We start from the raw sequence: 26,902 nt of genomic DNA on the forward strand, positions 1-26,902 counted from the left end.
GCGTAATCTTTAAGCTTTAAACAATTATTAAAGTTAATGCAAAAGTACGATTTTATGAGAAATACAAAGATATTGTCCAGAGATAGGGGACCAGACCGTAATCTTGAAGAGCGCTTTGGTTTTTAAAGATGCCAGACGATTTTTGTGCAGAGCACGCATCATTAGAGCAATACCAAAAACCATTTTTTTCTTTTTTAAAAAAAGCTAATGGGAACTCTTGAAATTTAACTTTTTTGGGCATTTCTTTGTGCGAAATATGGCTCGTTTTTACAAACGGAAATGTATTAAGAAAATCTTCCTCTGCTAATTCTTCTACTTTTTTATCTGAACTTTTGTCAACTGTATATTTATATGAATATTTTAAAAAGAGGGCATATGGCGTTAATTCCTTTGGGCAATCATAAATAGCTTCATATTTCATCGGCTCACCCCGCTTAAAAATTTTTGTAAAAGTATTAGAGAAATAAATCCATACTGATACGAATTATTTGCTGTTTTATTGATCCAAGGAATTATTTTTGTGGCATTCGGACCTTCAATATTTTGATACTTGTCACGTTTGGTAGAACCAAATATGTAGTGCCGTTTTTCTTTATCGTCTACAGCCGATCTCATATCACTTTTGTATTTAACCAACTTTTCACTTATTTTTTTATAATCGGTATCTTTGCTTCTTCCCATAATGTATAGACCAATTTGTCTATTTTCAATGAGGCTATCTTCTAATAAGTCCTTAAAATTTGCTATATTTTCCTTCACAATCTCGCTACAATTGATTTCAGGATATCCCTTAATTTTAAAGCTATTATAAATTTCAAGATTTTCATCTTCCACTTCGAATTTTACTCTCCCATACCCAAGGTTATTTTTCCCTCCAATGAATCCATATATTTCAATAAAATGCAATAGCGGATATATGATGGTTTTCTTTAATTCATCGCTTTCCAATTCGAGATATAAACAGAAATCCCCCCAAAAGTATGGTTTTTCATAATACCATTTCGAAGGTTTTTGCCTCTCAATAGATTCTTTTAGAATATACTTTGGTAGCTCTAATTGATCATTTAAGAAAGAGTGGATTGAGTATTCGAGTTTCTTTATTTTTACAAAGCCACACCAGCCATTACACCCAAAGATTTGAGAAGGTAAAGAAACTTTAAGTTCTTCTAAGGATCTCTGTTTAATTTCAAAAAGTGACATACCTACTTCGTTATTTCTTTCGGCACTTGATAATATATTATATACTCCCGATTTAAACTTATTATAATCTACCTTTTCTGCTTGATAGGATTTAACATCAATCTTGCTTGATGCATAACATATCACTTCAAACCAGAATCGCAGGGAACCCATAACAGATTGAGGCTGTATGCGCTTGCATGTGCCCGAAGCGTTCCCTGTCCATAAAGGTGTTACAGTATTTACTTTGATTTTTAGTGTTGTCAATTCGCGTTCACCTCCTTTTGCTTTTGCAAAAATCATAACCATGCTAATTAACTTAAAAAATATAGTTATCGTGTTTATTTTAATTTGAATACAATTTCTCAGCATCCTGTTACATTACATGCAGTGCATCTTATCAGCCTTTAGAGATATTTTGAGGTTTATTGTTTATGCAATTTTGTGCTTTATGAATTTTTGATAGTATGATAGAATTTTAATCACTAAGATCAAATTACATACTTATTCGACAAAAATGTATGCAAATCCTCCAAATTTTTAAATTAATATCTTACTTTTATATTAAAAAGCCCAAGCTCCGATTATTTTACTTGCGAAGTTTGGGCTTTTTATTTATTTAAACCTCAATTGTAAGAAGGGGGGCATGCTGCTGGGCGCCGTAGACATCGCTTTCTCCTATTGCACCTGCTACGAGGGGTCTTTTTATGGTGATTTTTATTGCCTTTGCCGGGTCGAAGTTTATTATAGATATTATGTCTTCTTCGGGTATTTGGTAAAGGCTGCTGATGAGTTTTTTATTTATGATGTCTTTCTGCTTTACTTTCTCATATGAGTCAAAGTCTTTAAAGATTATATCCATTGTAAGTTCGTAAGGACCTGAGTTTTTACTCCTTATAACTTCGGCTACTTCTGTAATCGGAATGCCCATTTTATTCACTTCCTTTTATTGTTTTGACAGTAATGGGAAAGTATTCCTTTGGATCGTCTACTTTAAGTAGGTGATAAATGCTAAATTCATAAACTTCTCCTGCCTCTATATCAGACGGCGAATATCTAAGAGCCAGATTGCCTGCGGTAGCTATTCTGCCGGGATAGCCGTAGTGCAGAAGGCTTGAACGAGTGAAGCTGCAAATGGTGTTGGCCATCTCTTGGGTTTTGGCAACTACTTCTATTATAATGCCAAGCTCATGTGAGGGCTCATCCTTTAATGGCTCAAGTTTGCCCATTACGCCGTCCTTTCCGTATAGTGCAAATAGTATCTGGTAATCGTCGCTCTTTATATTTGAAAAATTGTTCTTTGCCATGTCTTTAACTGCTTCCAATATATCATCAATTTGATTTATCATTATGGGATCTCTTGTCCCTGCAATAGAAATCGTGCGGTAGCCGGTTTTTTTGGCGCCTTCAAGCTTTATGGTGTATTCATCAGAAGGTATGAATTTACTGCCGCTGACCTTTACACGCCTTTCATCTATCTGAGTAAACTCTGTCTCTTCAAGACTTATTATTCCTCCCGGTCCATGAAGCCTATAGGGATCGTCTTTTTCGTAAAGAGTATGTGCTGCTATGGATGTAACGGTGCACTTTCTTTTTGGGTTTAAGGCTTCTAGGATAAAGCAGTCACGCCTTAGTGTGCCCATCATGCAGTCACTGCCGCTTCCGGGGGTTGCAGCTATGCTGGCGCATTCCAGTATCTTGCCCATGTGAAGGGCGAGTCCTTTCGGAAATCCTGCTTTAATACAGGGTGCAGCAAAGACAGTAGGGTCAAATGCACGCCCTGCCAATACCAGGTCTACATCATTTTCCAGTGCATCTATAATAGGTTCTACTCCCATCTGAGCCACTATCTGTGTTGTATCTTCTATGTCTTCTCGGCTAAGTTCTCCTGCCGGAGCAAGAGGCTCGATCTTTCCTTTTTCAAATTCTTTTAAGATCTTCTCTTTGGGGATCTGTGCCTCTATAACCGCAACTTTAAGTTCTAGGCTTTCTTCTCTTGCTATTTCTTTTATGATATCTTCGGCCCAGTATAGATGCTCATTTGCTCCAGAGCCTCCGGCTGTGCCTACTAACACAGGTATCTTAAGTTTTTTTCCGGCTTTTAGCATAAGCTTTAAATCTCGTTTTACTGCTTCCCGGTCGGTAAAGGACACCCCTGCGCCTAGGTAGTAGGGCCCCGGATCTGTAGAACCTGCATCCACCGCTATAGCATCCGGATGCTGATCAAGCCCTCTTTCAAAGGACTCTACCGGAAATCCGTAACCGAGTATGGCAGTTGGTGAAAGAACTTTTATTTCTTCCAATCATAAAACCTCCTTTTTGGACTTTAAAAGAGCAAGTACTCTGTTCATCTCGTTATATACAATCATCAATCCTTCATCTACCCCCATGCCGGGCTTTGCAAGTATTTGGCATGGTCTTGTAGCAAGAGCAATATCTGTGCATATCTGAGCCGAACGATCAGTTTCATTGCACGTTCCGCCCTGGTATGCGCCTATTTTATGTTCCTTGCAGTAAAGCACCGCCTCGATGGTATTGTTTATACCACCTAAATCCGGTGTTTTTATCTGAATCATGTCGGCGGCGCCTTCATCTACAAATTCCTTTATATCTTCTAAGGTATTGCACCATTCATCGGCTACAATTTCAACCTTGATATTTCGCCCCTTAAGGCTTTCCCTAAGCTTCTTTAATTGCTTTAACTGCTCATATTTGCTTCCCGCATCTATTGGGCCTTCTATTCTGAGCGTAAATGGCGATGCTGCTTCCTCGAGTTTTTCAAAATAATCCGTTATGGCGCAAATATCACCGTCAAATGCCTCGCCGATTGTCCCATAAACATCTATGTGAAATATGGGCTTATAGTCATCTCCTGCTATTTGGTAAATCCTTTCTTTTAGCCAATTGATATATTCTATGAGCTTTTCGCCCTGTTTACCAAGCTTTGAAACATTGTTTATAAGGGCATGAGGGAGAACGTCTGCCCGCTTTATTATCATCTTATCAGCATTTGTATAGCGGTCATCTCCGCTTTGGGCAAAAATAGGAACCGGCATAGGATCTATTTTGAGGTTATATTCTTCAGCCACTACTTCTGTCCGGGTTATATCTTTTGCTTTAGCAACTGCATCCAGAATTGCTTGAGTGATTCCATACCGCAGTGCTGTATGAAGCCTTTTGCCGTTTATCTTGTAGTTATCTATTTTATCGGCTAGTCTCCTAAAGCTGTCAAGCTCCTCGCCTATAAGTATTGGCTTTATCTCGTTTTCAATAACCGGTATAAAATCCTCAGCTAAAAACAAGGGGTCCCGACCGCCTGCCCCGGAATATTGGACGGCGGCGCAGTCTCCATAAGCCATCTTGCCATCATCTGTTATTATCATTACGGAAATCGACTCCCCGGCTTGCCTTACAGCTTTAAATCCCTTTGTTTTAGGAGTGCCTTCGTAAATAAATCCATCTTCTTTTGCATCGCTTTTGATTGCCGCCTGATCATCGAAATAAAAGCCGGCAAGACCTTTAGATGTTATAACTTGTCTGATTTTGCTCATCATCTTGTCTCCTTCATGCAATTTTAGAATCCGTTCTTCCTACAAGCATTCCCTGCCCTATGGCATATATGTCATCTATAACCATTTTAAAGCTTACTTCTCTGTTTTCCGCCTTGGCCCTTTCGGCTAATTTTCTTCTGTGGAATTCTTTTATTTCATCATCAAACGGAATTGACCCGAAGTTTAAAAACCTGACTGCCCCGCTGTTGTCCCGTGCCGGCAAGATTTTTCCGGCATTATACTGGCTAGGCGCAAAGGGAACATCAAGTACCCCTGCTGCAAAGGCTCTTACTGCGCCCTTGGCCCAGTCTCCTTCTCCAAGTTCATACACTTTGGACAAAATCTGCCGGGTTTCCCTCTTTATAATTTCTTTTTCTTTTTCAAGTTCCTTATTAGAAATCATCTTCTGATCTTTTAGCATATTAATTACTTGTCTTGTTGCTCTTAAACCTTCGGCATTTGCCTCTTTTGTAGGTATGCCAAACGCCTCATGGGGTGTTTTTACAATAACTTTGGTGGCCTTGCTCAATGCTGCAGTTGCAGCTCCCCAGGATATGACACCGAAGGCTTGAGCTTCGTCTTGGGGAAATCCGCCCATCCACTGATGAAAAGCTGTTGTAATCATAACATTATAATCTTTTAGATATTCCGCTGACAGCTCTTTTAACGTCTCTACTGCCGCAACATCTTGAATCAAATTGCCGCATTGTCCATATCCAAGGGTAATATTCCGAACGCCCTGCTCTGCAGCAAGAATTCCTTCGATGATGCCGATGCTATGGGATATGCAAGGCGGAACCAATGTTCCTGTTAACGGTCCAAAGGGTTCTCTGTTTAAAGAAACTCCGTTTTCTTCATAAATGCCTACAAGTCTGTCTACGTATTGCCAATAATAAATCGATTGTTCAATAGAGATTTTCTTGGCATAAGGCACATTGTATGATATGCCGCCGCCTTCAAAGTCTGTAAAGCCTCCTGCTAAAGAAATTTCAGCAAGAAGTCTGGCATCGGGAGTGCCATGTCTTACTTGAACGGGACAGTCTAAGGATTCAATGACCTTTCTGCACTTTTGTACGCCGTAATTTACTGCAGGAAAACCATTCAGCAGAGACCGTCCTGCCTTTTCGCTTTCTCTAATTCCTTTTTCGGCTTCTTCATATCTGTTTTGTCTAGTATAGCTGTCTATTGTGGTAGGCAGCACGTCTGCCTTTCCTTTTTGTCTTAAGAATCTTAGAAGTTCTATATGTTCTTCAAGTAGCGCTACACCGGCCCTAGGCTGTATCAGTGTGTTGTTCTTTGAAGCAGCTTCTTTCAGCTTGTTTGTCATGATTTGATTCTTTGGAAGGTTCTGATGGTATCTTAAGGCTTCTTCAAAATCAACTTCTTTTCCTGTAGGCCACTGATTTAAAACCTCTTGCCTCATTTCATTAAATTTGTTTATGTCCCATTTTTTATTTTGAATTTCCACAGTAAACGCCTCCTCGTTATAATAAACTTACAGTTTTAAATCTCTTTAAGATATTGTTTAGCTAATCTTAAGGCCTTGTCAGGCACGATTTCGCTTAATAATCCGATGGATGATAAAAGATATTTTTCATCAAGGAGTATTTTAGGATTCTCCGGCGCTAGGATATCCGGCTGGCTGCTGTCATATAAGCCATGTTTTAGTATTTCTTTTGGATTTTCGCCATATATCAGGATGCCGCCTGTCCCTATCAGATAATTTAGCTGGGTAAGATCCTTCCCATGCTGGACATATGCCGCTCCAAAGGGGCTGTAGACTGTTTCAATTCTTCCTGCATGTCTTTTTACTGCAAGGTTTGTTGCAGCTTTTGCAATTCCTGCATCTATTTCTTTTTCTATGTCGTCGCAGGGTACATAATCTGTATTTTTGCTTATTTTCTCAACATATTCCACTATCATTTTTTCTTCTATGTTAGGCGGCAGATAGTTCTTCAGTATGTTTTTGATGCCTACTTCTTCAACTAGCGCTAAGGCGCTATAACGCATCCCAAGGTCTCCCTCAACAGTCCTTTTCACGAAAGGCTCTTCCAGTCCTCTCAGCGTTACTCCTTGTTTTGTCGGCTCTCCTGTTGCAGCAGAATCCACATCTGTGGTGGCTCCGCCGATATCCACAACCATTACATCTCCAAGCCCTGCTTCATTATTGCTTCCTTTTGCAAGAAGTTCGGCTGCCTTCATTACCGCTGAAGGAGTTGGTATTATCGGACTATCTACATATTCGCTTACTTTAGCAAGACCTTTGGCATAGACGATTCTGTTTAAAAAAACTTCCCGAATAATTTTTTTGGCAGGCTCTATGTTGAGGCACTCCAGTTTTGGCATTACGTTTTCAGCCGCATAGACTTCTTTAGAAGCCGCACGCAAAACTTTTTCGACAGCAGATGCCGCCGTTTTGTTGCCTGCAACTATTATGGGAGCATCGACTTTAAGCTCTGCAAGTTTCTTAGCATTATGGATTATTACATCCTTATTGCCGCCATCGGTGCCGCCTGCAAGTAAAATTATATCCGGCGAGTACTTTGTTATTTGATCTAGCTCATCGTCTGTCAGCTCATAGCAAAATACATGTCCTACTTTGGCTCCTGCTCCCAGCGCCGCACGCTTTGCAGCTTCAGAAGTCAGTTCAGGTACAAGACCTACTGCTATCATTTTAAGTCCGCCTGCCGCGCTACTGCATGCAAGCTTATGTTTTGCTTCTGTAGGCTCTACTCCCATTGCCCTAAGCTCTTCGATGGCCTTATTTATTCCGATATTTACATCTTCAGCTACGGTAGTTGCTGCTTGAGCTGTTCCTTTTAGCTCCACAGTTTCCAAATCTATGGCAGTCACTTTTGTATAGGTGCTTCCAATATCTATAAGTAAGGCTAGTTCCATTTTCACACCTCTTTGTAAACAAGAATTGCTTATTTAATCCCTAAATCATTTTTTAAATCTTCAATAGGCTTCTCAGGCAGCGTTCCCGGTGGATACGCTCTATCAAATCCCATATCTAAAAATTTCTTTTCAGTGGTTGGCCAATCTTGTTTTCCGACCACCAGGTTGCCGCCTACATATAGGATCAGATCACCTAAGCCTGCTTCGATACATTTTTCTTTAAAGCCTTTGCAGTCAAGTTCTCCATGTCCATAGAGCGAAGACACTAAAATAGCATCTGCATCGGTTTCTATTGCGGCATTAATAAAATCTTCCTGCGAGGATAAAACCCCGATGTTTACCACATTAAAACCGGCTTCGCTGAAAGCTTCATCAAGGATTCTAATTCCTACTGAGTGCACATCGGACCCTATTACTCCTAGTACAATCGTTTTTTTATCATCGTATTTCAACTTATATCACCCCATGCAATATTTGTTTGATTGAAGAAACGTATACAGAATATTCGGTATTTTTGGATGCCAGGTTTCCTGTATACAATCGCTCAAGAATATTAATTCTAATTTAGTCCGTGCTCAATATATGTTTTCGTTTGAAAATATTCGCATACACAAGATACTGTTTTCTTGTATACAGAATACATAATCTTCTTTATTTTAATATATCATATTTTTTAGGTTTTGTATAATACATTTTTTCTGAAAACAATTGTTTTACGCCATATATCACTAATAATCTTGTTTTTTATTAAATATCTGCTTAGTTTATCAGCATTCACTTGTTTTTGATTTTTAGCTAAATAATTAAATCTTCTCCCCCTTTTCGTATTCCCATAGCTTCTCTTTCAGAATACTTGGTAGTTCGAAGTATGTAAAATATAACTGAATCCTCACTTTCTTTGATGGTTTTCTTCAGCTCAAGCTTTAATTTTTTAAAACTTGCTTCCGAAATTTCCCCTTCCAAGACAGAATTTTGAACCCATGTCAGATACTTTCGACATATTTTTAAAACCTTTGCCACTCGTTTTTCTCCGACATCATATACAACTATTACAAACATTTTGTCCACCCTTTAAGCTTTTCTTTAATGAAATTCTTCTGTACTGTTTATTATATTTTACCATATGATTTTTGTGCGATATAAAAATAAACCCATTAGTATGGGTTTAAGTTCATTTTTTCCATTTAACGACAAGCGATCCTTTGCAGACAGACTATGAACATCTCTGGCATCTCTTGCCATGCTAAAGAAGATGGGTTTCAATTCCTTATAGGTAAGCTATAAACGCCGCAATATATGATTCACTGGATGAGGATATCAGGTTTCAATTCCTTATAGGTAGGCTATAAACTGACGCAAGGCAAATTTGGAAATAGTATCTTAAAATGTTTCAATTCCTTATAGGTAGGCTATAAACCCTTTGCCGACAGTGGGCACCGCTCCGGGTCTATAAGTTTCAATTCCTTATAGGTAGGCTATAAACACTGTCTTAGTATAAAGTTCAGTATCTTCTGAATTGTGTTTCAATTCCTTATAGGTAGGCTATAAACAGTGGCTTCATCTCTAATCACGGTTGGTCTATACCAAGTTTCAATTCCTTATAGGTAGGCTATAAACTTTGGTTATAACCCTATTTTTATGCAAATCCTCAAAATGTTTCAATTCCTTATAGGTAGGCTATAAACTATAACAGAAACAGTTTTTGAAGTCAATACAGCAGTGTTTCAATTCCTTATAGGTAGGCTATAAACGTAACTAAGACTATGTATGTTGGAGACAGACAAATAGAACGTTTCAATTCCTTATAGGTAGGCTATAAACATTGTTTTATCTCCTATTTTTATCTCTCTCATTATGTTTCAATTCCTTATAGGTAGGCTATAAACAATGGCATCATCGCAAATGCTGAAAGTGTCGCTATGTTTCAATTCCTTATAGGTAGGCTATAAACAATCTGCCCACAATGTTGACAACCGCTTATGCCAGTTGTTTCAATTCCTTATAGGTAGGCTATAAACCAAGCAATATGTAGCATATTCTGTCGAAATTGATTTGTTTCAATTCCTTATAGGTAGGCTATAAACATTGGAAGATGCTCTTGATATGTGGTGCTACGACATGTTTCAATTCCTTATAGGTAGGCTATAAACCCTTTTATAACTGCGTTATATATCTGGTCAACACGTTTCAATTCCTTATAGGTAGGCTATAAACCCCAAAGATTTTTTCTATCTTCAGGGTGCGTGGCAGGTTTCAATTCCTTATAGGTAGGCTATAAACAACCTAACGGATAATATATAAATATTCTGTTATCATGTTTCAATTCCTTATAGGTAGGCTATAAACTATGGATGAAAAACAATTAATATTATCTGAAATAAAGTTTCAATTCCTTATAGGTAGGCTATAAACACTAAGGAGGAATGAAAAAATGTCAAAAGCACTTGTAGGTTTCAATTCCTTATAGGTAGGCTATAAACTGATTGCTGCGACGGATTCCTGAGAGGAGGAAAAGTTTCAATTCCTTATAGGTAGGCTATAAACCGTAGATCCTAACGGAACTGGAACAACTCCGAATTCCGGTTTCAATTCCTTATAGGTAGGCTATAAACGCGAATCAATCATTGCCTGTATACCTGATGTCAGATGTTTCAATTCCTTATAGGTAGGCTATAAACAATTTTATCTAAAAGAAACAGGGGAATTATTAGACAGTTTCAATTCCTTATAGGTAGGCTATAAACAGCCCTCCGTCAGCAGTGGTATTTTCGGACATTGCATGTTTCAATTCCTTATAGGTAGGCTATAAACGATTATACGCCTTTTAATATATGGGTTCAAATGCAGTTTCAATTCCTTATAGGTAGGCTATGAACATCAACGACACAGGCATTTTTTCGTCACGCAGTCTCAGTTTCAATTCCTTATAGGTAGGCTATGAACAACCTTTGAAGTATTATCTTCTTTGGGCTTATCTTTGTTTCAATTCCTTATAGGTAGGCTATGAACTTTTGTTATAACAGAATGAAATACTGTCAAAAGATATGTTTCAATTCCTTATAGGTAGGCTATGAACTAATGCTTCTTTAATTTTCATTGCAATATCTTTGCGTTTCAATTCCTTATAGGTAGGCTATGAACGTTAGGACATGACACAAACCGAATTATACAATCTTCGTTTCAATTCCTTATAGGTAGGCTATGAACGGTAGTGGGTGATAGGTTACCAGTAGAAGGTAATAGGTGTTTCAATTCCTTATAGGTAGGCTATGAACGGTCTTGAGCTGCTCTTGCTCCCTTATCTGTTCGTTGTTTCAATTCCTTATAGGTAGGCTATGAACGTCAGCTCCGATATTCATTTGTCGCATTTTTTCACGTTTCAATTCCTTATAGGTAGGCTATGAACAGAGCAGAAAATTGAAGCTCTGCAAAGCTTGTTTGAGGTTTCAATTCCTTATAGGTAGGCTATGAACTTTACTGGTGACTGGAAACGGATGAGTGATGGAATGTTTCAATTCCTTATAGGTAGGCTATGAACATTACATTGTAGCCTTACTCCTGAAATATTGGAACTGTGTTTCAATTCCTTATAGGTAGGCTATGAACGAGGAGGAGGTTGAAGCATTTCAAAAAGGCGAATACTGTTGTTTCAATTCCTTATAGGTAGGCTATGAACACTCTCAATGGCAAGCGGAATTGATACGGGCAGAAGTTTCAATTCCTTATAGGTAGGCTATGAACTCCTAGCTTGTCATACATATAAAGTCTACAATGCTCAGTTTCAATTCCTTATAGGTAGGCTATGAACTCTGATACGGTTAAGCTCTCGGGTGGTTTAAAGTGTTGTTTCAATTCCTTATAGGTAGGCTATGAACCATGACAATGCCTTCGCACATCTCTCGGAGTCGATCTAGTTTCAATTCCTTATAGGTAGGCTATGAACAGGGATACTAATGGCACAGATTGAAAAAGGCGTGATATGTTTCAATTCCTTATAGGTAGGCTATGAACATTGGTTGGCTGATGCCAATTTGACAGCTGGAAATATGTTTCAATTCCTTATAGGTAGGCTATGAACGGCGCCTGGAAGAGCAAGAGCGACTGCAGCAAAAGAGTTTCAATTCCTTATAGGTAGGCTATGAACTTGGAAGAACGAAGGCGTCAGATAGAAGCAGTCTATCAGTTTCAATTCCTTATAGGTAGGCTATGAACCTTCTAATCGTTTTATAGCCCTTCTCACTTGATTTTTGGGTTTCAATTCCTTATAGGTAGGCTATGAACAACAGCAACCCTACACTTGCAAAATCAGTAATTTGTGCAGTTTCAATTCCTTATAGGTAGGCTATGAACTTTGCTTTTATATACAAAACATCTTTTGTCTTAAAATAGTTTCAATTCCTTATAGGTAGGCTATGAACCTCACACTAAGGTAGTATTTGTCTGCCTCTAGAGAAGTTTCAATTCCTTATAGGTAGGCTATGAACTTCCGGTTTTCCGGATTTACTTTGTGCCGGTTTGAAGTTTCAATTCCTTATAGGTAGGCTATGAACGGTTATTCTCCAGAAGAGTGTTTTTTACATGCTGAGTTTCAATTCCTTATAGGTAGGCTATGAACGTAGTCTATCTTTGTGTGCAGCAGGGCCGTGTTTGTGAGTTTCAATTCCTTATAGGTAGGCTATGAACAGCCTTGTCTGGTAGACCATCACCGGTGGAATTCATGTTTCAATTCCTTATAGGTAGGCTATGAACAAGGTTATTCCGGAAAGGGAATGGATCACCGGCCTGGTGTTTCAATTCCTTATAGGTAGGCTATGAACCCAATCCATTCCTTCGGCATCCTGCACTGCTGATACGTTTCAATTCCTTATAGGTAGGCTATGAACTTTCTTCTGTTATTGCTTCTACCTGCTCCCCGTGTTTCAATTCCTTATAGGTAGGCTATGAACTTATTGCCTATAGCAGCTTTAATGCTGCCCATGGAAGCGTTTCAATTCCTTATAGGTAGGCTATGAACCCCATGGCGTTTACTTTTGTTGCATAAGCACATTTATGTTTCAATTCCTTATAGGTAGGCTATGAACAAATCTCTCTGCTCTTTCTTTCGGGATTATTATTCTATGTTTCAATTCCTTATAGGTAGGCTATGAACAAAGGCATGGCTCCCTTTCTCGTCAACATGGGCGGGTTTCAATTCCTTATAGGTAGGCTATGAACAACTGAACTATGAATTACCTACTGAGAACGGATATGTGTTTCAATTCCTTATAGGTAGGCTATGAACGAAGAGGTGTACCAATACTTGCCCCGGTTATTGAAAGCTGTTTCAATTCCTTATAGGTAGGCTATGAACCAGCTGCAGCTGCTAATTTATTTTTACCTATGGCTGTGTTTCAATTCCTTATAGGTAGGCTATGAACTGTATGGACTTCATGTGCCTCGGCGGGATGTTGATTAGTTTCAATTCCTTATAGGTAGGCTATGAACAGAATGGCAGTTCAAAGTTCTGGGGATCGGAGAGTTGTTTCAATTCCTTATAGGTAGGCTATGAACCAGGCGGGTTATCGGTAGTGGGTGATAGGTTAACGGGTTTCAATTCCTTATAGGTAGGCTATGAACTGATATGAAGCGCTGCCAGGCGTCGGCCGTGTCCTTGTTTCAATTCCTTATAGGTAGGCTATGAACAGGAGATGGGACTTTCACTGGACCACCTAAAGAAGTGTTTCAATTCCTTATAGGTAGGCTATGAACCTCACGGTATCGCCCTACCCGGTAAGTTTTATAAATGTTTCAATTCCTTATAGGTAGGCTATGAACTAATTTTCCTCAGGAATACTGGAAAAATATTGCTAAGTTTCAATTCCTTATAGGTAGGCTATGAACTACAACAATTCTTCTTAGAGAAAGCAGGAAGAACGCTGTTTCAATTCCTTATAGGTAGGCTATGAACTTTTAACTTCGCCGGTTCTTGCATCGATATAAGTGATGTTTCAATTCCTTATAGGTAGGCTATGAACAAACATTAATTTCACAGTTGTATCTTTTAGTGCAGGTTTCAATTCCTTATAGGTAGGCTATGAACGTATTTCCCCCTCCTTTTGTTTCTCTATCCGGCTGGGTTTCAATTCCTTATAGGTAGGCTATGAACGCAGTATGTTTGCTGTTTGGTTACCGTGTGAATTTTTGTTTCAATTCCTTATAGGTAGGCTATGAACATGGACAGAACTATCCAGAGGATTTATTCATTTTTGTTTCAATTCCTTATAGGTAGGCTATGAACGGTGGTTGAAAGTATTGCTTCCAATCCAGTATGTTTGTTTCAATTCCTTATAGGTAGGCTATGAACTGCGAGTAAACTGAAAGAGAAGAACTGGGGATTAGAGTTTCAATTCCTTATAGGTAGGCTATGAACCTCTCGAAAGGCGCCGGCGTCTTCAGCTGGCTCTGGTTTCAATTCCTTATAGGTAGGCTATGAACGTCACAGGACGCTGCTGATGATTTCGAGATAATTCAGTTTCAATTCCTTATAGGTAGGCTATGAACGGTTGAAGGAGCAAATACCAAAAGAGGGAGGATGAAGTTTCAATTCCTTATAGGTAGGCTATGAACGATTTGATGAAAGAGATTACGTATATCCATCTAATTGTTTCAATTCCTTATAGGTAGGCTATGAACAAATCGAATCACTTCCGGAGCATTGTATTATTGATAAGTTTCAATTCCTTATAGGTAGGCTATGAACCTTTTTGCTTCTGCTTCCATGTTGGCCATGCAGTTCTGTTTCAATTCCTTATAGGTAGGCTATGAACGGCAAGAAAGGCGCCGGCACTGCAGATGCATGGACAAGTTTCAATTCCTTATAGGTAGGCTATGAACAATTATGCCGAAAAAACGAAGAATACGAAAAATAAAGGTTTCAATTCCTTATAGGTAGGCTATGAACTACATTTGGCCATGCTTCAAGTATTTCCTCTGATGGAGTTTCAATTCCTTATAGGTAGGCTATGAACTACCGCTTGCATTACCAGGAGTCCTACCGGCAGGAAAGTTTCAATTCCTTATAGGTAGGCTATGAACTGTACTTTTTGGTCCCTGTAATGTCTATCCTGGTAGCAAAGTTTCAATTCCTTATAGGTAGGCTATGAACTCTTTTAGTTGCATAGTCCATCTCACCAGCAACTAGTTTCAATTCCTTATAGGTAGGCTATGAACACAGTTCCAGCAGACACCGGCGCCGGCTGAAGGTTGTTTCAATTCCTTATAGGTAGGCTATGAACTCTGATGATATCTCTGCAGAGTACGTTGTGCTTCCTGGAGTTTCAATTCCTTATAGGTAGGCTATGAACGAAACATTATCGATAACACAAATGAAAAGTATATGTGTTTCAATTCCTTATAGGTAGGCTATGAACTTCGTATCTGGTGTTCATGTTTTCCTTCCCTTCTTCAGTTTCAATTCCTTATAGGTAGGCTATGAACCAGAAGGTGACGCTGCATGGTATGACGAAGATACTGGTTTCAATTCCTTATAGGTAGGCTATGAACCACTGCAAAATTCCTTTGGTGAACGGTGAAATAACAAGTTTCAATTCCTTATAGGTAGGCTATGAACCGCTTATCCGCCGCAGGTTCTTCTTGTTTCCCATCAGGTTTCAATTCCTTATAGGTAGGCTATGAACCCAGAAGAGAAGAGTGGATGTGTGCACAAGCCCTGAGTTTCAATTCCTTATAGGTAGGCTATGAACGGAAAACACATATTTTGCTCAAATTAGCAGGTTTAGTTTCAATTCCTTATAGGTAGGCTATGAACACCTAAAGGATGTCAGGACGGCCCTTGGCCTTTAATAGGTTTCAATTCCTTATAGGTAGGCTATGAACTTCATCTATAAGGGTTATAGCTGCATAGGCCATAGTAGTTTCAATTCCTTATAGGTAGGCTATGAACCCTATCACGACGTTATGCTCCACGCTATGCAGGGTAGGTTTCAATTCCTTATAGGTAGGCTATGAACTTTTACCAAGCAGGTTTTCAAGTTCTATTCCATAATGTTTCAATTCCTTATAGGTAGGCTATGAACGTACATTTCCCCCTTGGTGCCTTTGCTCATCTCTTGTAGGTTTCAATTCCTTATAGGTAGGCTATGAACATATGTCCGGCTTGTTTCTATGGTTTCTTCAGTTATGTTTCAATTCCTTATAGGTAGGCTATGAACGGGGAATTTCTTTCTCGTAGAACTGCCGAATTAGGGAGTTTCAATTCCTTATAGGTAGGCTATGAACTATAGCTGATGATGTAGAAGATGCACTTGAAACTCTGTTTCAATTCCTTATAGGTAGGCTATGAACGGTGTCGTGGCGAAGCATAGCGGTAAACGATATCTTGTTTCAATTCCTTATAGGTAGGCTATGAACCGTAGTTCACGTAGGGAGCATAAAACGCAGTATTGTAGTTTCAATTCCTTATAGGTAGGCTATGAACTTCAATATCCACTGCTGGGAACACTTTGACTGTAAAGGGTTTCAATTCCTTATAGGTAGGCTATGAACTTCTGCAAACTCACCAACATACAACATTGCCTTAAGGTTTCAATTCCTTATAGGTAGGCTATGAACTATAGCTATCCCGGCGTAGCACCTGGGAAGGCATACTGTTTCAATTCCTTATAGGTAGGCTATGAACGGACTGGAGGACACGACATACATCATTATTGAGAAAGGTTTCAATTCCTTATAGGTAGGCTATGAACTATATTTGGGTACATACACACCTTTCCAGCTTGTAGGAGTTTCAATTCCTTATAGGTAGGCTATGAACACCGGCCCTGCAATGGCCAGCCTTATTGCTCAGGGTGGGTTTCAATTCCTTATAGGTAGGCTATGAACGAAATCACAGCTGCAGTAAACTGGATGGAGGCACAGATGTTTCAATTCCTTATAGGTAGGCTATGAACGGGATGAAATCCCTCGGCCAGCGTGCAATACAAGAATGTTTCAATTCCTTATAGGTAGGCTATGAACGAAGAACCAGTATATAGCAGTAGCAAGCTCAAAACGGAGTTTCAATTCCTTATAGGTAGGCTATGAACAAAAAATCAGAGAAAAAAGCTTCTATACATGAAAAAGTTTCAATTCCTTATAGGTAGGCTATGAACTTATGATAGGCTTGGCAAACCCGGCACCCAGCTTGGTTTCAATTCCTTATAGGTAGGCTATGAACTGGGACAGCCCACGTCAACTTGCTTCCAGCAGGCTGAGTTTCAATTCCTTATAGGTAGGCTATGAACATAGAATCAGTTTCACCATCTTGATTTTTGAAACATAGTTTCAATTCCTTATAGGTAGGCTATGAACCAAAATTCGCCATCTTGTTCAGTCCTCCTTTAATTGTTTCAATTCCTTATAGGTAGGCTATGAACCTGATATTTTTTAACTCCATCTTCTTTATATGCTGCGTTTCAATTCCTTATAGGTAGGCTATGAACAAATGCTTGGAGGCTGGATTAAGGCCACAAATTAAAGTTTCAATTCCTTATAGGTAGGCTATGAACAGGATGCGGAGAAAGAGGAAAAGAAAGAGGAAAAGAAGTTTCAATTCCTTATAGGTAGGCTATGAACGAAAATAACAACGCCCGCCGGAGCGTATCCGGCACAGTTTCAATTCCTTATAGGTAGGCTATGAACTATACGCAAAGTTGAAAATTACATTGAAAGACCAAGTTTCAATTCCTTATAGGTAGGCTATGAACTTAAACAGGCGTGTAATACTGGTAAGCTATGGCGAGTTTCAATTCCTTATAGGTAGGCTATGAACTAAAAGCAGAACACGAGAAGCTTATAAACGATACCAGTTTCAATTCCTTATAGGTAGGCTATGAACACGCTATTTCGATGAAGTTATACAAAGCTGGGATTGTTTCAATTCCTTATAGGTAGGCTATGAACTTAGCTAAAATGGTTCTTCCGGCAATGGGATTTCATGTTTCAATTCCTTATAGGTAGGCTATGAACTTATTTGACATTACTTTGGATAAGTTAGTCAAAGAGTAGTTTCAATTCCTTATAGGTAGGCTATGAACAATTATTGACGACCCGGTAAAGAACGACCAGGAAGCAAGTTTCAATTCCTTATAGGTAGGCTATGAACGCAGGATTTTGAAGCGAAGTGGGCGCAATACGGAACAGGTTTCAATTCCTTATAGGTAGGCTATGAACTTATGAAACGTGGCGAGAAAGAAAAGTGCATAGAATGTTTCAATTCCTTATAGGTAGGCTATGAACTCAGAGAAGTAGAAAGCACAAAGGGACCGTATACCGGTTTCAATTCCTTATAGGTAGGCTATGAACGCATTAGGCCCGCTTTTGCTTATAATAGGGCAGATAAGTTTCAATTCCTTATAGGTAGGCTATGAACAACGTAATTATGCAGAAATTAAACAACGTCATATACCCAGTTTCAATTCCTTATAGGTAGGCTATGAACCATTTATGGTTATATCAAATCCACCTTGTTTGAATGTGTTTCAATTCCTTATAGGTAGGCTATGAACCGGTTTCTGCGGTTGCGGCCTTTGTATCTCCTGCCCCGGTTTCAATTCCTTATAGGTAGGCTATGAACAGTATATAAAGGAGGTGAAAATATGCAATATATAAGTAGTTTCAATTCCTTATAGGTAGGCTATGAACGATGTATAATGAAAATTCCCCCTTGTTTCGGCAAAGAGTTTCAATTCCTTATAGGTAGGCTATGAACGCGTATTGCTCTGCAGTGAATTCTATTTTCCCTATCCGTTTCAATTCCTTATAGGTAGGCTATGAACCCATTTTCTTTTCCTTTTAATTTATCCACACTACTCTTGTTTCAATTCCTTATAGGTAGGCTATGAACTCAACACAATCAAATTCATGTTCACTGAAAATAAAAGTTTCAATTCCTTATAGGTAGGCTATGAACTCCAGCTAAATCGTCTTCGTGCCACCTTGTAAGAAGTTTCAATTCCTTATAGGTAGGCTATGAACCCGTAAATCATGGTAAAAAATAAAGAAAATGCGAGAAAAATAATTTGTGTAATTTTCTATACATAACTTCTACATAGAATCAAAAAATCCTTCTTTTCTAGATAAATTCTTTATTTGAAGGCATTTTTTATTTGTCGTCGATCTCCAGGGGTTTTTGCGCTATCGGAGGTCGACGACAATTTTAAAATACAAAATTTACCATCTTGCTATAAATGCTTCATATTTTTCTTCTCCGATAAGATGCTTTTCTAATTTGTATAGCTCCATACGTATTATTCGCCGATAAGAAATATTTCTTCCTAATTCTCTGTGCTTTATTGTTGTATTTAATTTGTCTTCATACTCTTGAACAAAAGCCTTTTTGGCATTTTCTTTCATAAGCAATCCATCGGTGGTTTTCTCGAAATCATCAGCTTTTATGATGTTCCTTCCCAGCAAAGTATAAATTACCCTGTCCACTATAATTGGTTTGAAAATTTCTGATACATCTAGATTTAAGGTAAATCGTCGAAAGTTAGTCGCGTGCAAGAATCCTATTCGCGGATCAAGATGTGTTTTATATATTTCGCTAAGGCACGTAGTATACATGAGTGAGTTGCCAAAGCTTATCATGGTATTAAGATTGTTTTTTGGTGGTCTTCTGGTTCGTTCTACAAAACTAAATTCGGGTTTTTGTATTATTTCATCAAAAGCGTCGTAATAGTATTGTCTGATATTGCCTTCAATCGCCATTAATTCATCTATCTGCAAACATTCATCAATGTGCTGTTCAAGATTATTTATCTCATTTTCAATATCTTGTAAGTTTTTGCCACGATTAATATAATACCTTACCGCTTGTCTCATATTTTTTGATGCCCCGATAACAAATTCCTTTGCCAATTCCAGTCTTTTTTCATTATCTAAATAGTGCTCAGCTTGTTTTAAAATCATATGCCCGGAATTTAAGTGTTCTCTTGGATAGTAAGTACCAGCGTAATAGCCATAATAATTGTAAAAATGTAAGATTATTTCTGAAGTCGTTGCAAACTCAAGAAACCTTTTGTTTATATCTACTTCTCCAAAAATGTGAATTTCACTCGTGCCGTTTACTGGAATATATTTCTTGCCTGCTTCATTTTCGAAGAACAATGTATTATCTTTTCTTTTTAGTTCTCCATTAGAAAATATGTATACAGGTTTTTTCACAGCAGACCCTCCTTAAGCAAAACAAAATTCTGCATATGCACAGTTTTTACAAAATGGAATTTTTCTAGCTGCGGGAGGTTGTTCTAGGTATATGATTTTTAAGATATCTTGTTTCATTTGTTCAAGTTCAGTTAACGCCTCTTCGTTTAGCAAAACTTCTTCGCGCTTTTTTTCCTCTGGAAAATAAAGTTCGCCTCTTGCCGATATCCCATTTTCTTTCAAAATTGATAGATAAAACAGCAGCTGCATTCTTGCTGCAAGCTTAAATTTACTGCTCTTTTTTACTTCACCTATCACAATCTGTCCATTGTCCATCTTTAGTATATCAAGTTTAATATTGCCTATCTGCATCTCTTTCTTTTCACGCTGGTAAGAACTTTCATGAATAAATCTGCCAATCTCTATGAATTCATTTTCTTGGTCAGCCACGATGCTCCGAGCTATCAGCCAAGCTTCTCTCTTGCATACACAATAGTACCAAATCAGTGTGCCATTAATTTTAACATCTTCTGCAGACATTAGGCATCACCTTTCTTGCTATTTTCGTTTTTTTAAAACAGCAATTCTTCTGGCATGGGGTAAAAAAGCTTTCATGTTATATGATAGAAGGACTGTCATCATACTTAATTCCTCGTTCCGCACTATATTCCACTTCACAAAAAGGCAATGGACACTGTTCATCTTCAACTCTCGTCGCTGCTATCCACCTTCGATATTTGCTGTAAGTTACGGGCACTTCATACAAGGGTATTTTTGCATACTCCTTTTCTGCATATAGTTCTTCAACTTTTTCCTTAAATATTGTAGGTATAATAGCTACTTTTATGATATCAAATCGTCTTGTAGCAAGCTTTTCGTCTATCGGTAAATCAAATATAAACAGTTCATCTGCGATATTTTGATATAGTTGCAAACCTTCTTCATAATTTTCATCATAAATATCAAACCCATCATAAACTTCTTCAATCATGTCTATAATTTCTCGCTCGGCTAATTTCTTTTGCTTTAATTTCAGTATCGTTTGAGTTTTTTCTAAAATTGCTCTTGAGTCTTTATAAACATATTTTATACTTATCTCCGACGGATCAAAGACAATAAACTCCGAATTTTCAAATTCTAAGTGACGGTTGCAGCGTCCTGCTCTTTGTACCAAACTGTCAATAGGAGCACATTCCGAGAACATAATTTCAAAGCTTACATCTAAAGATACTTCTAAGACTTGTGTAGCAATAACTAATTGATAATCCTTGCTTCCTTCTAATAACAAAGCTTCTTTTTTCATTCTATCTTCCATCGTAAATTCGGAATGTAGACACAAGACACGAAGCGACTCATTTTTTTCATGCCAGTAATCATATTCTCTTTTTGCAGTTTCTATATCATTTACTACTAATGCAACTTTTTTACCTTGCTGTAAGTATTCTTCTATTTCATCTCTAATATCTTCTAAATTCTTTTCAATATATCTCCAAGTGTTCGATTTTCTATCCATTAATTCTTCTGCTATAATGGGTTTTTCTATATCTAATAAATCTTGAAAATGTTTTAACAAAAACTTTGGAAATGTAGCGCTCATTAACATAACCCTACCGCCTAATGTCTTTATTTTTTTAATAGTTTGAGTAATAAGCGCTAATGTAAAGGTGTCGTATGACTGGATTTCATCGAAAATTACTGTACTGTTTATTAGAGCATATTCTTTTAAACCCCATAATGTAGAGTTAAAACCGCTTGTTAAAATTTGATCGACGGTAGATACCATCACAGAGGGTATGAGGGCTTTTCCGTGTAGAAGCGTAAACGATGGTAAAGCATCATTTTCTTGTAGTGCAAAATAGGTGTTTGCGCCAGAATGACTCAAGCCACAAACCTTGGGATTAAAATAATATTTTTTCATACGTTCATAAATACTATTGGAAGTTACTTTAGTAGGCATACAAAAAATTATCTTCTTGCTGTCAAATTGCGCAGCCCACAAAAGAGATGCTTCAGTCTTTCCTGAACCTGTAGGTGCTATTGCTATTACATCGCCCTGGGCTTGAGCACACTTTTTATGAAACGGTCTTTCTACGTAAGTTCTGCCTTCTTCTTCTAATTTTTTCTTTAATCTTTGAATTAGCTCATCTTGAGTAAGTGTATACTTTCGGATCTCTTCTTCCGAGGATGCCATCCAGTCACAATATTGGAGTTGGCCTTTAGCAATAGCGTAAAGTAAACGTAGGTCATAACGACTGATGGTTTTAAATGCTCCTCTTTCCTCCATACTCAGTAAACTAAATATGTTCTCTAAAATTAATTTTATCGTTAGTGGAAAACTTTCTGTCTTCAAAGGTATTTGTGGCCTTATACCATGGTATTCATCTAATAGTTTACAACCATATTCGATTTCCTCATTGCTAAGTAATGGCCAGTTCTTTTTGTTAAATTCTCGTTCAAAACTATCAAATCTTTGATCTATTTGTTTGTGATGCGATATTACCGCAAAAAGCGGATACCCAAAATCCGCTTTTTGCTTTTTCCACTCACCTGCAAAAGGCAGCATATAGTAAAACGAAAGTAATTCATGTCGAAAGTGATACTTTTTATTTACTTTTTCTCCCCGGATAATAGTTCGCATAACTTCTTGAAAGTTGCAATTTAACTTTCCAAAATCATGCATTAGAATTGCAATTTTCATTTTTTGCTCATATTGCTCCGGCGTCTCTCCACAACGGTTAAGCAATGGAGTTAAATATTTTAGTGTTTCTTTTAACTCATTTTCAAAGGTTTCATAGACTTTGCTAACATGATAGTAGTATGAACCTTTTTCACCATTTATAGGCTTAGCGTAATACATTATTTATTCATTTCCTTTTTCATTAAATATATAGCACAAAGAAACTACTGTATCATCAAAAAAATACACAGAAACCGGATTAGTAGGCTTTTGATTGTCTCCCAAAAAGGTAAAAGTTTGGTATGAACAAGCTTGTCGAGCACCATCAGTTTCAAATGTATAATCTACAGGTAGTAATTTAACTATTGCTGGCTTTATAGTTTTTGCAATAGGAGTCTTACTTATTTTTTCCCAGTCTAATTCAAGATTAGACAATTGATCGCCATAAATCCAGGTATTATCTATTTCTGAGCTTTTACCTATTTTTAAATCATCGTGCCATGTTACCTTGCTTAATTTTGCAATATCATCGCTTGTGCCTAAGGTTAGTCCGTAATAAGGTGCTGTAAAAGCATTATATAGCTCCTTTGCTATTTCCTTGTCCTCGCACATATAATACAATTTGCCACGAAATTCATATAAAAACTCTCTGATAACTATATCTGTGCCTGATTTGCCGCCACTTTTTATCTTCTCATAATTCCAGAGGTCGCGGCCTTTGCCTTGATAATTCCCTTGGCATCCGACCCCAATATGATACCTTTTGAAAAAGCTGAGAGTTTCTTCAAAACTCTTGCCCATTGCTGCTCCTGCAAATCCCGCAAGGGTGCTAGGAGGGGGTAAAGGGAGTGTCTCATGATACAACTGTCCTGCCGCTTCTCGAAATGAAGCAGTAATTGCTTCAACTTCTATGCTTATACCTTTCAAATTCATTTCCCTCCCTTTGCTTAATGAATTTTCCTTAATAAACTTCGCTAATCCAGTTTCTGATTTCTTTAAAGGCTTCTCCGATTGGCACAAACCCGTCATGATCTAAATCAAAGAAACCTTTTCTTTCTCCAAATGTATGAGCCAAAATCTGTGATGAAAAATCTTCTGCTGTATTTTTGATTAGCTCAGCATCAAAATCGTTTTCTCCTTTTAGTTTTACGCTCTCAAGAAAAATAGGATTTTTAACCGGCATAATAGCTGCGCAAACCATCTTAGGCGACATATCAGTTAAAAATCTGCTCTGCCTTCCTACGGTCCAAAGGTTTTGTATTGCATCGCAAAGTGCAAGGACTCTCTTAGTTTTTTCTTCCGGACTTAAGCTAAGTTCGTAAAGGTCACCCTTTGAAGCTTCTCCAACCCTATCAAGCTCGATTAGAATAGTCCCGCAATAAAATCCGGAATGGATTTCCGTTTCAAATATGTTGGGATTGCCCCCAGCAGAAACAGACATATAATTCGTACCAAAATCCATGTCTCCTAGATATGGATTAAGAGCAATTGCCGGCGATACGCGAACCGGGCTTGTTCTTTTTACAGTTTCTTTTTTCGCATCCATAAACCCAAATAAATCATCATCGATATAGTTTTTGGGATCACACAACGTAGTAGCAGCACCTTTCTCTTTCTCTCCGGCTTTTCCTTCAGAAAGTTCAAAGCCCATCACCGCAAGTTGCTCTCTAAGCGCTCTCCGAATAGCTTGTGAAGAACAGTATGGATAATCTTTCCCATCATTTTTACGTATCTTTTTTATGCTGGAAATGTTATCTGCTTCTTTGTCAGAACCATTTAATGAAGCATAGCTTGCCTTTGTCAAATAAGTAATTGTCAATGCCTTAATTTTCTCCATCTTTCACATCTCCTTTTTTAGAATCTGTCATGATACCATTATAAACATTCAATGCACCTAAAATACAGTAAGCTCGAAAATCTTCAAAATTAACATCGTTGATTAATCCCTCTTGTATTGGTTTAGATACAGAAATCCCATATCTAAACTGCAAGTTATTTAATTGGTTCAAGAAATCTGTTGCTGTCCGTGTTTTTCTCAGCTTAAATAAATCGCCTTTAATTTTTTTAAATTCATCATTGTTCAGTTTTTGCTTTGCCTGCAAGACAATCTGCTTTCCCAAATTCACGGCAGCTTCAATCTGTTCTTTAGTCATGCTATCACCCCTTATAATTAATTGATAATTCATGATAAACAGCAGCATATTGCGCATACGCAGAAAACCGTTATTGCTCACTATTTTACTAAAACAAAATTCTTCCATATCCTGCAAGATAGGATGCTTATTTAGAACCTTTTTTAGTATTTCATTGCGCTTTAATGCCCTATTTTCAATTTTTGATTCCATTGTATCGTATAAATCTTCAAATACTTGCTTTAAATTTACATCTTTTTCCATTAGTGCAGAAAATAGCCTAAACATGTATGCTGTATCTTGGTAAATGATTAAATCTTTAGTTATAAAAGTTTGCCCTTTAGTTTCTAAGAAAAGTAAAACTACTTCAGTTGGTGCTCCCAATATATCTCCGATTAGCTCTTGAAGAAATGAATTTATGTTACTATTCACGTTTTCATTTTTTAGGTCATATTGTCTTTTTAGTAAATCATAGGCGTCAAAATAGAATGCCCAAAGCAGTTCATATGGTTTGTTAGCATAATAAAGTAATTCATCTTTATTTACCCCTATATTTTTTAGAAAGTATTGATCATCAAAAGCTCTTAAAGCAGATCTGCAGCCAAGTTTGTCCTGTAATTTGAGTAAATGTTTCAAATTGGGTGAGTTAGGAGAAATTATGATCATGGTATCGTTGTCCGTTTTATAGTGTATACACTCGTATGCAAATTTTGATAAGAAATTACACTCCCAACAAACAGCATCGAGTTTTCGTGCCTGAGAATGGAAGGATCGTGAAGCAGAAGCACTTGCAAATAAGAAATAGATTGGTTGTGCTATATCATATACCTCAGTGTGTTCCTGGCCACATATACAGCAGGTATAGGTTTTCTTTTTACTCTTTTCTTTTGGCAAAATCTTGATTTCAGTATCGTGACAAATAGGTGGCTCATATAGAAGTTTTTCATCTTTACCCCACAGTTTTTTATTTGTTTGGCTTAAAAACTCATCAACTCGTTTTTTGAGAGATTCAGGCAAATTTTCATATTTTTCTCCTTCGGCTTTCCAGCTTCTTGCGCTTAACACTTTTTGAATAGGCGGAATGGGCATTCGTCGCGGTGCTGTTTTTAGTTCATCTTTTTCTCTATCATATATTACAAGTTCCTGTTTTTCTCGCTGGCTGGCACTTGAGATATTCCAATACATCCCTGCAAGATGTTCATAGCATTCCCTGAGAAAAGAACGCAAATCATCAATATTTTCAGCTTGAAATGTAAGTCCTATCGATTTTGGAACAACTTCAATATTTAATTCCTCTCTTTTATCTCGAAGCGCATCCTTTACGGCTATAAGGTATAATCCGGCTAATCCTGCATTCAACCACCAATTATTTCTGACTTTAAAAGTATATTCCATCATATGCTTAATTTACCTCCCTTCATTTATTATTTGTATGCACGAAAAACCTTGAGAGCCTTTGCTTCCAAGCCCAGCACTTAGTGCAAAGGACAGAAGTTCACTATCGCCTCGCAGGCGAAATAACCCGCTAGAACCTTTTATAACTGTATTTTTATAAATAACTACATTTTGCTTATGATTGCCAACTGGGAAAATTTCGAATCTTTCAGGTGCCGGCCTATTATAAAAGGCCTGCCATTTTTTTCTTAGATTTTCTTTGACTAATTCCTGAAACATTGGTTCCTTTGGCGTAAAATAACATGTATATTTTCCTCCATCTGGTTTTATAAAAGTACTATAGGCTACTATCGGAGATAGAGTTTGTACTAAGATAGATGTACTTTTGGTATTTGTCGGAATAAACTGTATTTCTTTAACCTGTAGTTTGTTTTTTCCTAAAACAATTTCACCTTTCTTTAAAATGGAATTCCCAAATGACTGGCAAAACTCATCCATCGGAGATGAAAAATACAGTTTCATATCAGAAAAAAAGGTGATTGATTTGTTCTTTTTATCTATTGAGAATTTACCAAATAAATTAGAAAAATTAAACATTTTAAACGTGCGTTCATTATAGGTGAATCCCCTATTGTGCAGAAAATCTGCGAGTTCATCATCTATATTATTGTATATCATTCCTTGAATTAAGTGATTATACTGCAACGGTAAAGTAGTTTGATTGTCATTTTGTCTATTTCTTAACAATAGACATAATTGCAATTTAAATCCTCCTTATTATTGTGACTTTGCTGTTTTATTTAATCTTACATTAAGCATAAAACATAATAATCTAATTGTCAAGAAGGTTTTTAAAAAAACTTAAAAAAACTTTTACAAAATAAGCTGCA

Annotated in this window: 16 protein-coding genes and 1 CRISPR repeat array; all 16 genes read right to left on the reverse strand. The window is 37.5% G+C overall.

Annotated features, from left to right (window positions below):
* Positions 1 to 52: 52 nt before the first annotated feature.
* Positions 53 to 421, reverse strand: coding sequence for a hypothetical protein (locus BUE08_RS01445; protein ID WP_286680178.1), 369 nt, complete (start codon positions 419 to 421; stop codon positions 53 to 55).
* On the reverse strand, positions 418 to 1,446 hold the full coding sequence (locus tag BUE08_RS01450; RefSeq protein WP_059031877.1) for an RAMP superfamily CRISPR-associated protein: 1,029 nt from the start codon (positions 1,444 to 1,446) through the stop codon (positions 418 to 420). The genes BUE08_RS01445 and BUE08_RS01450 overlap by 4 nt, the downstream gene beginning before the upstream one ends.
* Before the next feature lie 352 nt (positions 1,447 to 1,798).
* On the reverse strand, positions 1,799 to 2,110 hold the full coding sequence (locus BUE08_RS01455; RefSeq protein WP_059031879.1) for a DUF4387 domain-containing protein: 312 nt from the start codon (positions 2,108 to 2,110) through the stop codon (positions 1,799 to 1,801).
* Position 2,111: 1 nt separating this feature from the next.
* The gene (locus tag BUE08_RS01460; RefSeq protein ID WP_213951795.1) at positions 2,112 to 3,482 is read right to left on the reverse strand and encodes an acyclic terpene utilization AtuA family protein; all 1,371 of its coding nucleotides are present in this window, start codon (positions 3,480 to 3,482) and stop codon (positions 2,112 to 2,114) included.
* The gene (locus BUE08_RS01465; protein WP_286680179.1) at positions 3,483 to 4,730 is read right to left on the reverse strand and encodes a methylaspartate ammonia-lyase; all 1,248 of its coding nucleotides are present in this window, start codon (positions 4,728 to 4,730) and stop codon (positions 3,483 to 3,485) included.
* 13 nt (positions 4,731 to 4,743) lie between these two features.
* Complete coding sequence (locus BUE08_RS01470) at positions 4,744 to 6,198, reverse strand: methylaspartate mutase subunit E (protein ID WP_286680180.1); 1,455 nt, start codon at positions 6,196 to 6,198, stop codon at positions 4,744 to 4,746.
* A 35-nt stretch (positions 6,199 to 6,233) separates the two neighbouring features.
* On the reverse strand, positions 6,234 to 7,628 hold the full coding sequence (gene glmL / locus BUE08_RS01475; protein WP_286680181.1) for a methylaspartate mutase accessory protein GlmL: 1,395 nt from the start codon (positions 7,626 to 7,628) through the stop codon (positions 6,234 to 6,236).
* Between the two features lie 29 nt (positions 7,629 to 7,657).
* Entirely contained in the window at positions 7,658 to 8,080 is a 423-nt protein-coding gene (gene glmS, locus BUE08_RS01480; RefSeq protein ID WP_059031889.1) for a methylaspartate mutase subunit S, read from the reverse strand.
* 343 nt (positions 8,081 to 8,423) lie between these two features.
* Positions 8,424 to 8,687, reverse strand: coding sequence for a CRISPR-associated endonuclease Cas2 (gene cas2 / locus BUE08_RS01485; RefSeq protein WP_059031891.1), 264 nt, complete (start codon positions 8,685 to 8,687; stop codon positions 8,424 to 8,426).
* 197 nt (positions 8,688 to 8,884) lie between these two features.
* A CRISPR array of direct repeats spans positions 8,885 to 18,641; the repeat unit is 30 nt; unit sequence GTTTCAATTCCTTATAGGTAGGCTATGAAC.
* Between the two features lie 195 nt (positions 18,642 to 18,836).
* On the reverse strand, positions 18,837 to 19,829 hold the full coding sequence (gene cas1b, locus BUE08_RS01490) for a type I-B CRISPR-associated endonuclease Cas1b (RefSeq protein WP_059031893.1): 993 nt from the start codon (positions 19,827 to 19,829) through the stop codon (positions 18,837 to 18,839).
* Positions 19,830 to 19,841: 12 nt separating this feature from the next.
* Positions 19,842 to 20,348: a CRISPR-associated protein Cas4 gene (gene cas4 / locus BUE08_RS01495; protein ID WP_213950563.1), complete on the reverse strand. Its 507-nt coding sequence runs from the start codon at positions 20,346 to 20,348 to the stop codon at positions 19,842 to 19,844.
* A gap of 76 nt (positions 20,349 to 20,424) precedes the next feature.
* Positions 20,425 to 22,665 (reverse strand): CRISPR-associated helicase Cas3', encoded by a 2,241-nt coding sequence (gene cas3 / locus BUE08_RS01500; protein WP_213996624.1) that lies wholly within the window; start codon positions 22,663 to 22,665, stop codon positions 20,425 to 20,427.
* Positions 22,666 to 22,668: 3 nt separating this feature from the next.
* Positions 22,669 to 23,412 carry a CRISPR-associated protein Cas5 gene (cas5, locus tag BUE08_RS01505; RefSeq protein WP_059031898.1) on the reverse strand — a complete coding sequence of 248 codons (744 nt, stop codon included), beginning with the start codon at positions 23,410 to 23,412 and terminating at the stop codon, positions 22,669 to 22,671.
* A 34-nt stretch (positions 23,413 to 23,446) separates the two neighbouring features.
* Positions 23,447 to 24,322, reverse strand: coding sequence for a type I-B CRISPR-associated protein Cas7/Cst2/DevR (gene cas7i, locus BUE08_RS01510; protein WP_059031900.1), 876 nt, complete (start codon positions 24,320 to 24,322; stop codon positions 23,447 to 23,449).
* The gene (locus BUE08_RS01515; RefSeq protein WP_213996620.1) at positions 24,309 to 26,015 is read right to left on the reverse strand and encodes a hypothetical protein; all 1,707 of its coding nucleotides are present in this window, start codon (positions 26,013 to 26,015) and stop codon (positions 24,309 to 24,311) included. Before BUE08_RS01515 ends, cas7i begins: the two co-directional genes overlap by 14 nt.
* A gap of 9 nt (positions 26,016 to 26,024) precedes the next feature.
* The gene (gene cas6 / locus BUE08_RS01520; protein WP_059031904.1) at positions 26,025 to 26,774 is read right to left on the reverse strand and encodes a CRISPR-associated endoribonuclease Cas6; all 750 of its coding nucleotides are present in this window, start codon (positions 26,772 to 26,774) and stop codon (positions 26,025 to 26,027) included.
* Positions 26,775 to 26,902: the final 128 nt, after the last annotated feature.

It is taken from the genome of Tepidanaerobacter sp. EBM-49, assembly GCF_001896645.1.
GTDB classification, from domain to species: Bacteria; Bacillota; Thermosediminibacteria; order Thermosediminibacterales; family Tepidanaerobacteraceae; genus Tepidanaerobacter; species Tepidanaerobacter syntrophicus.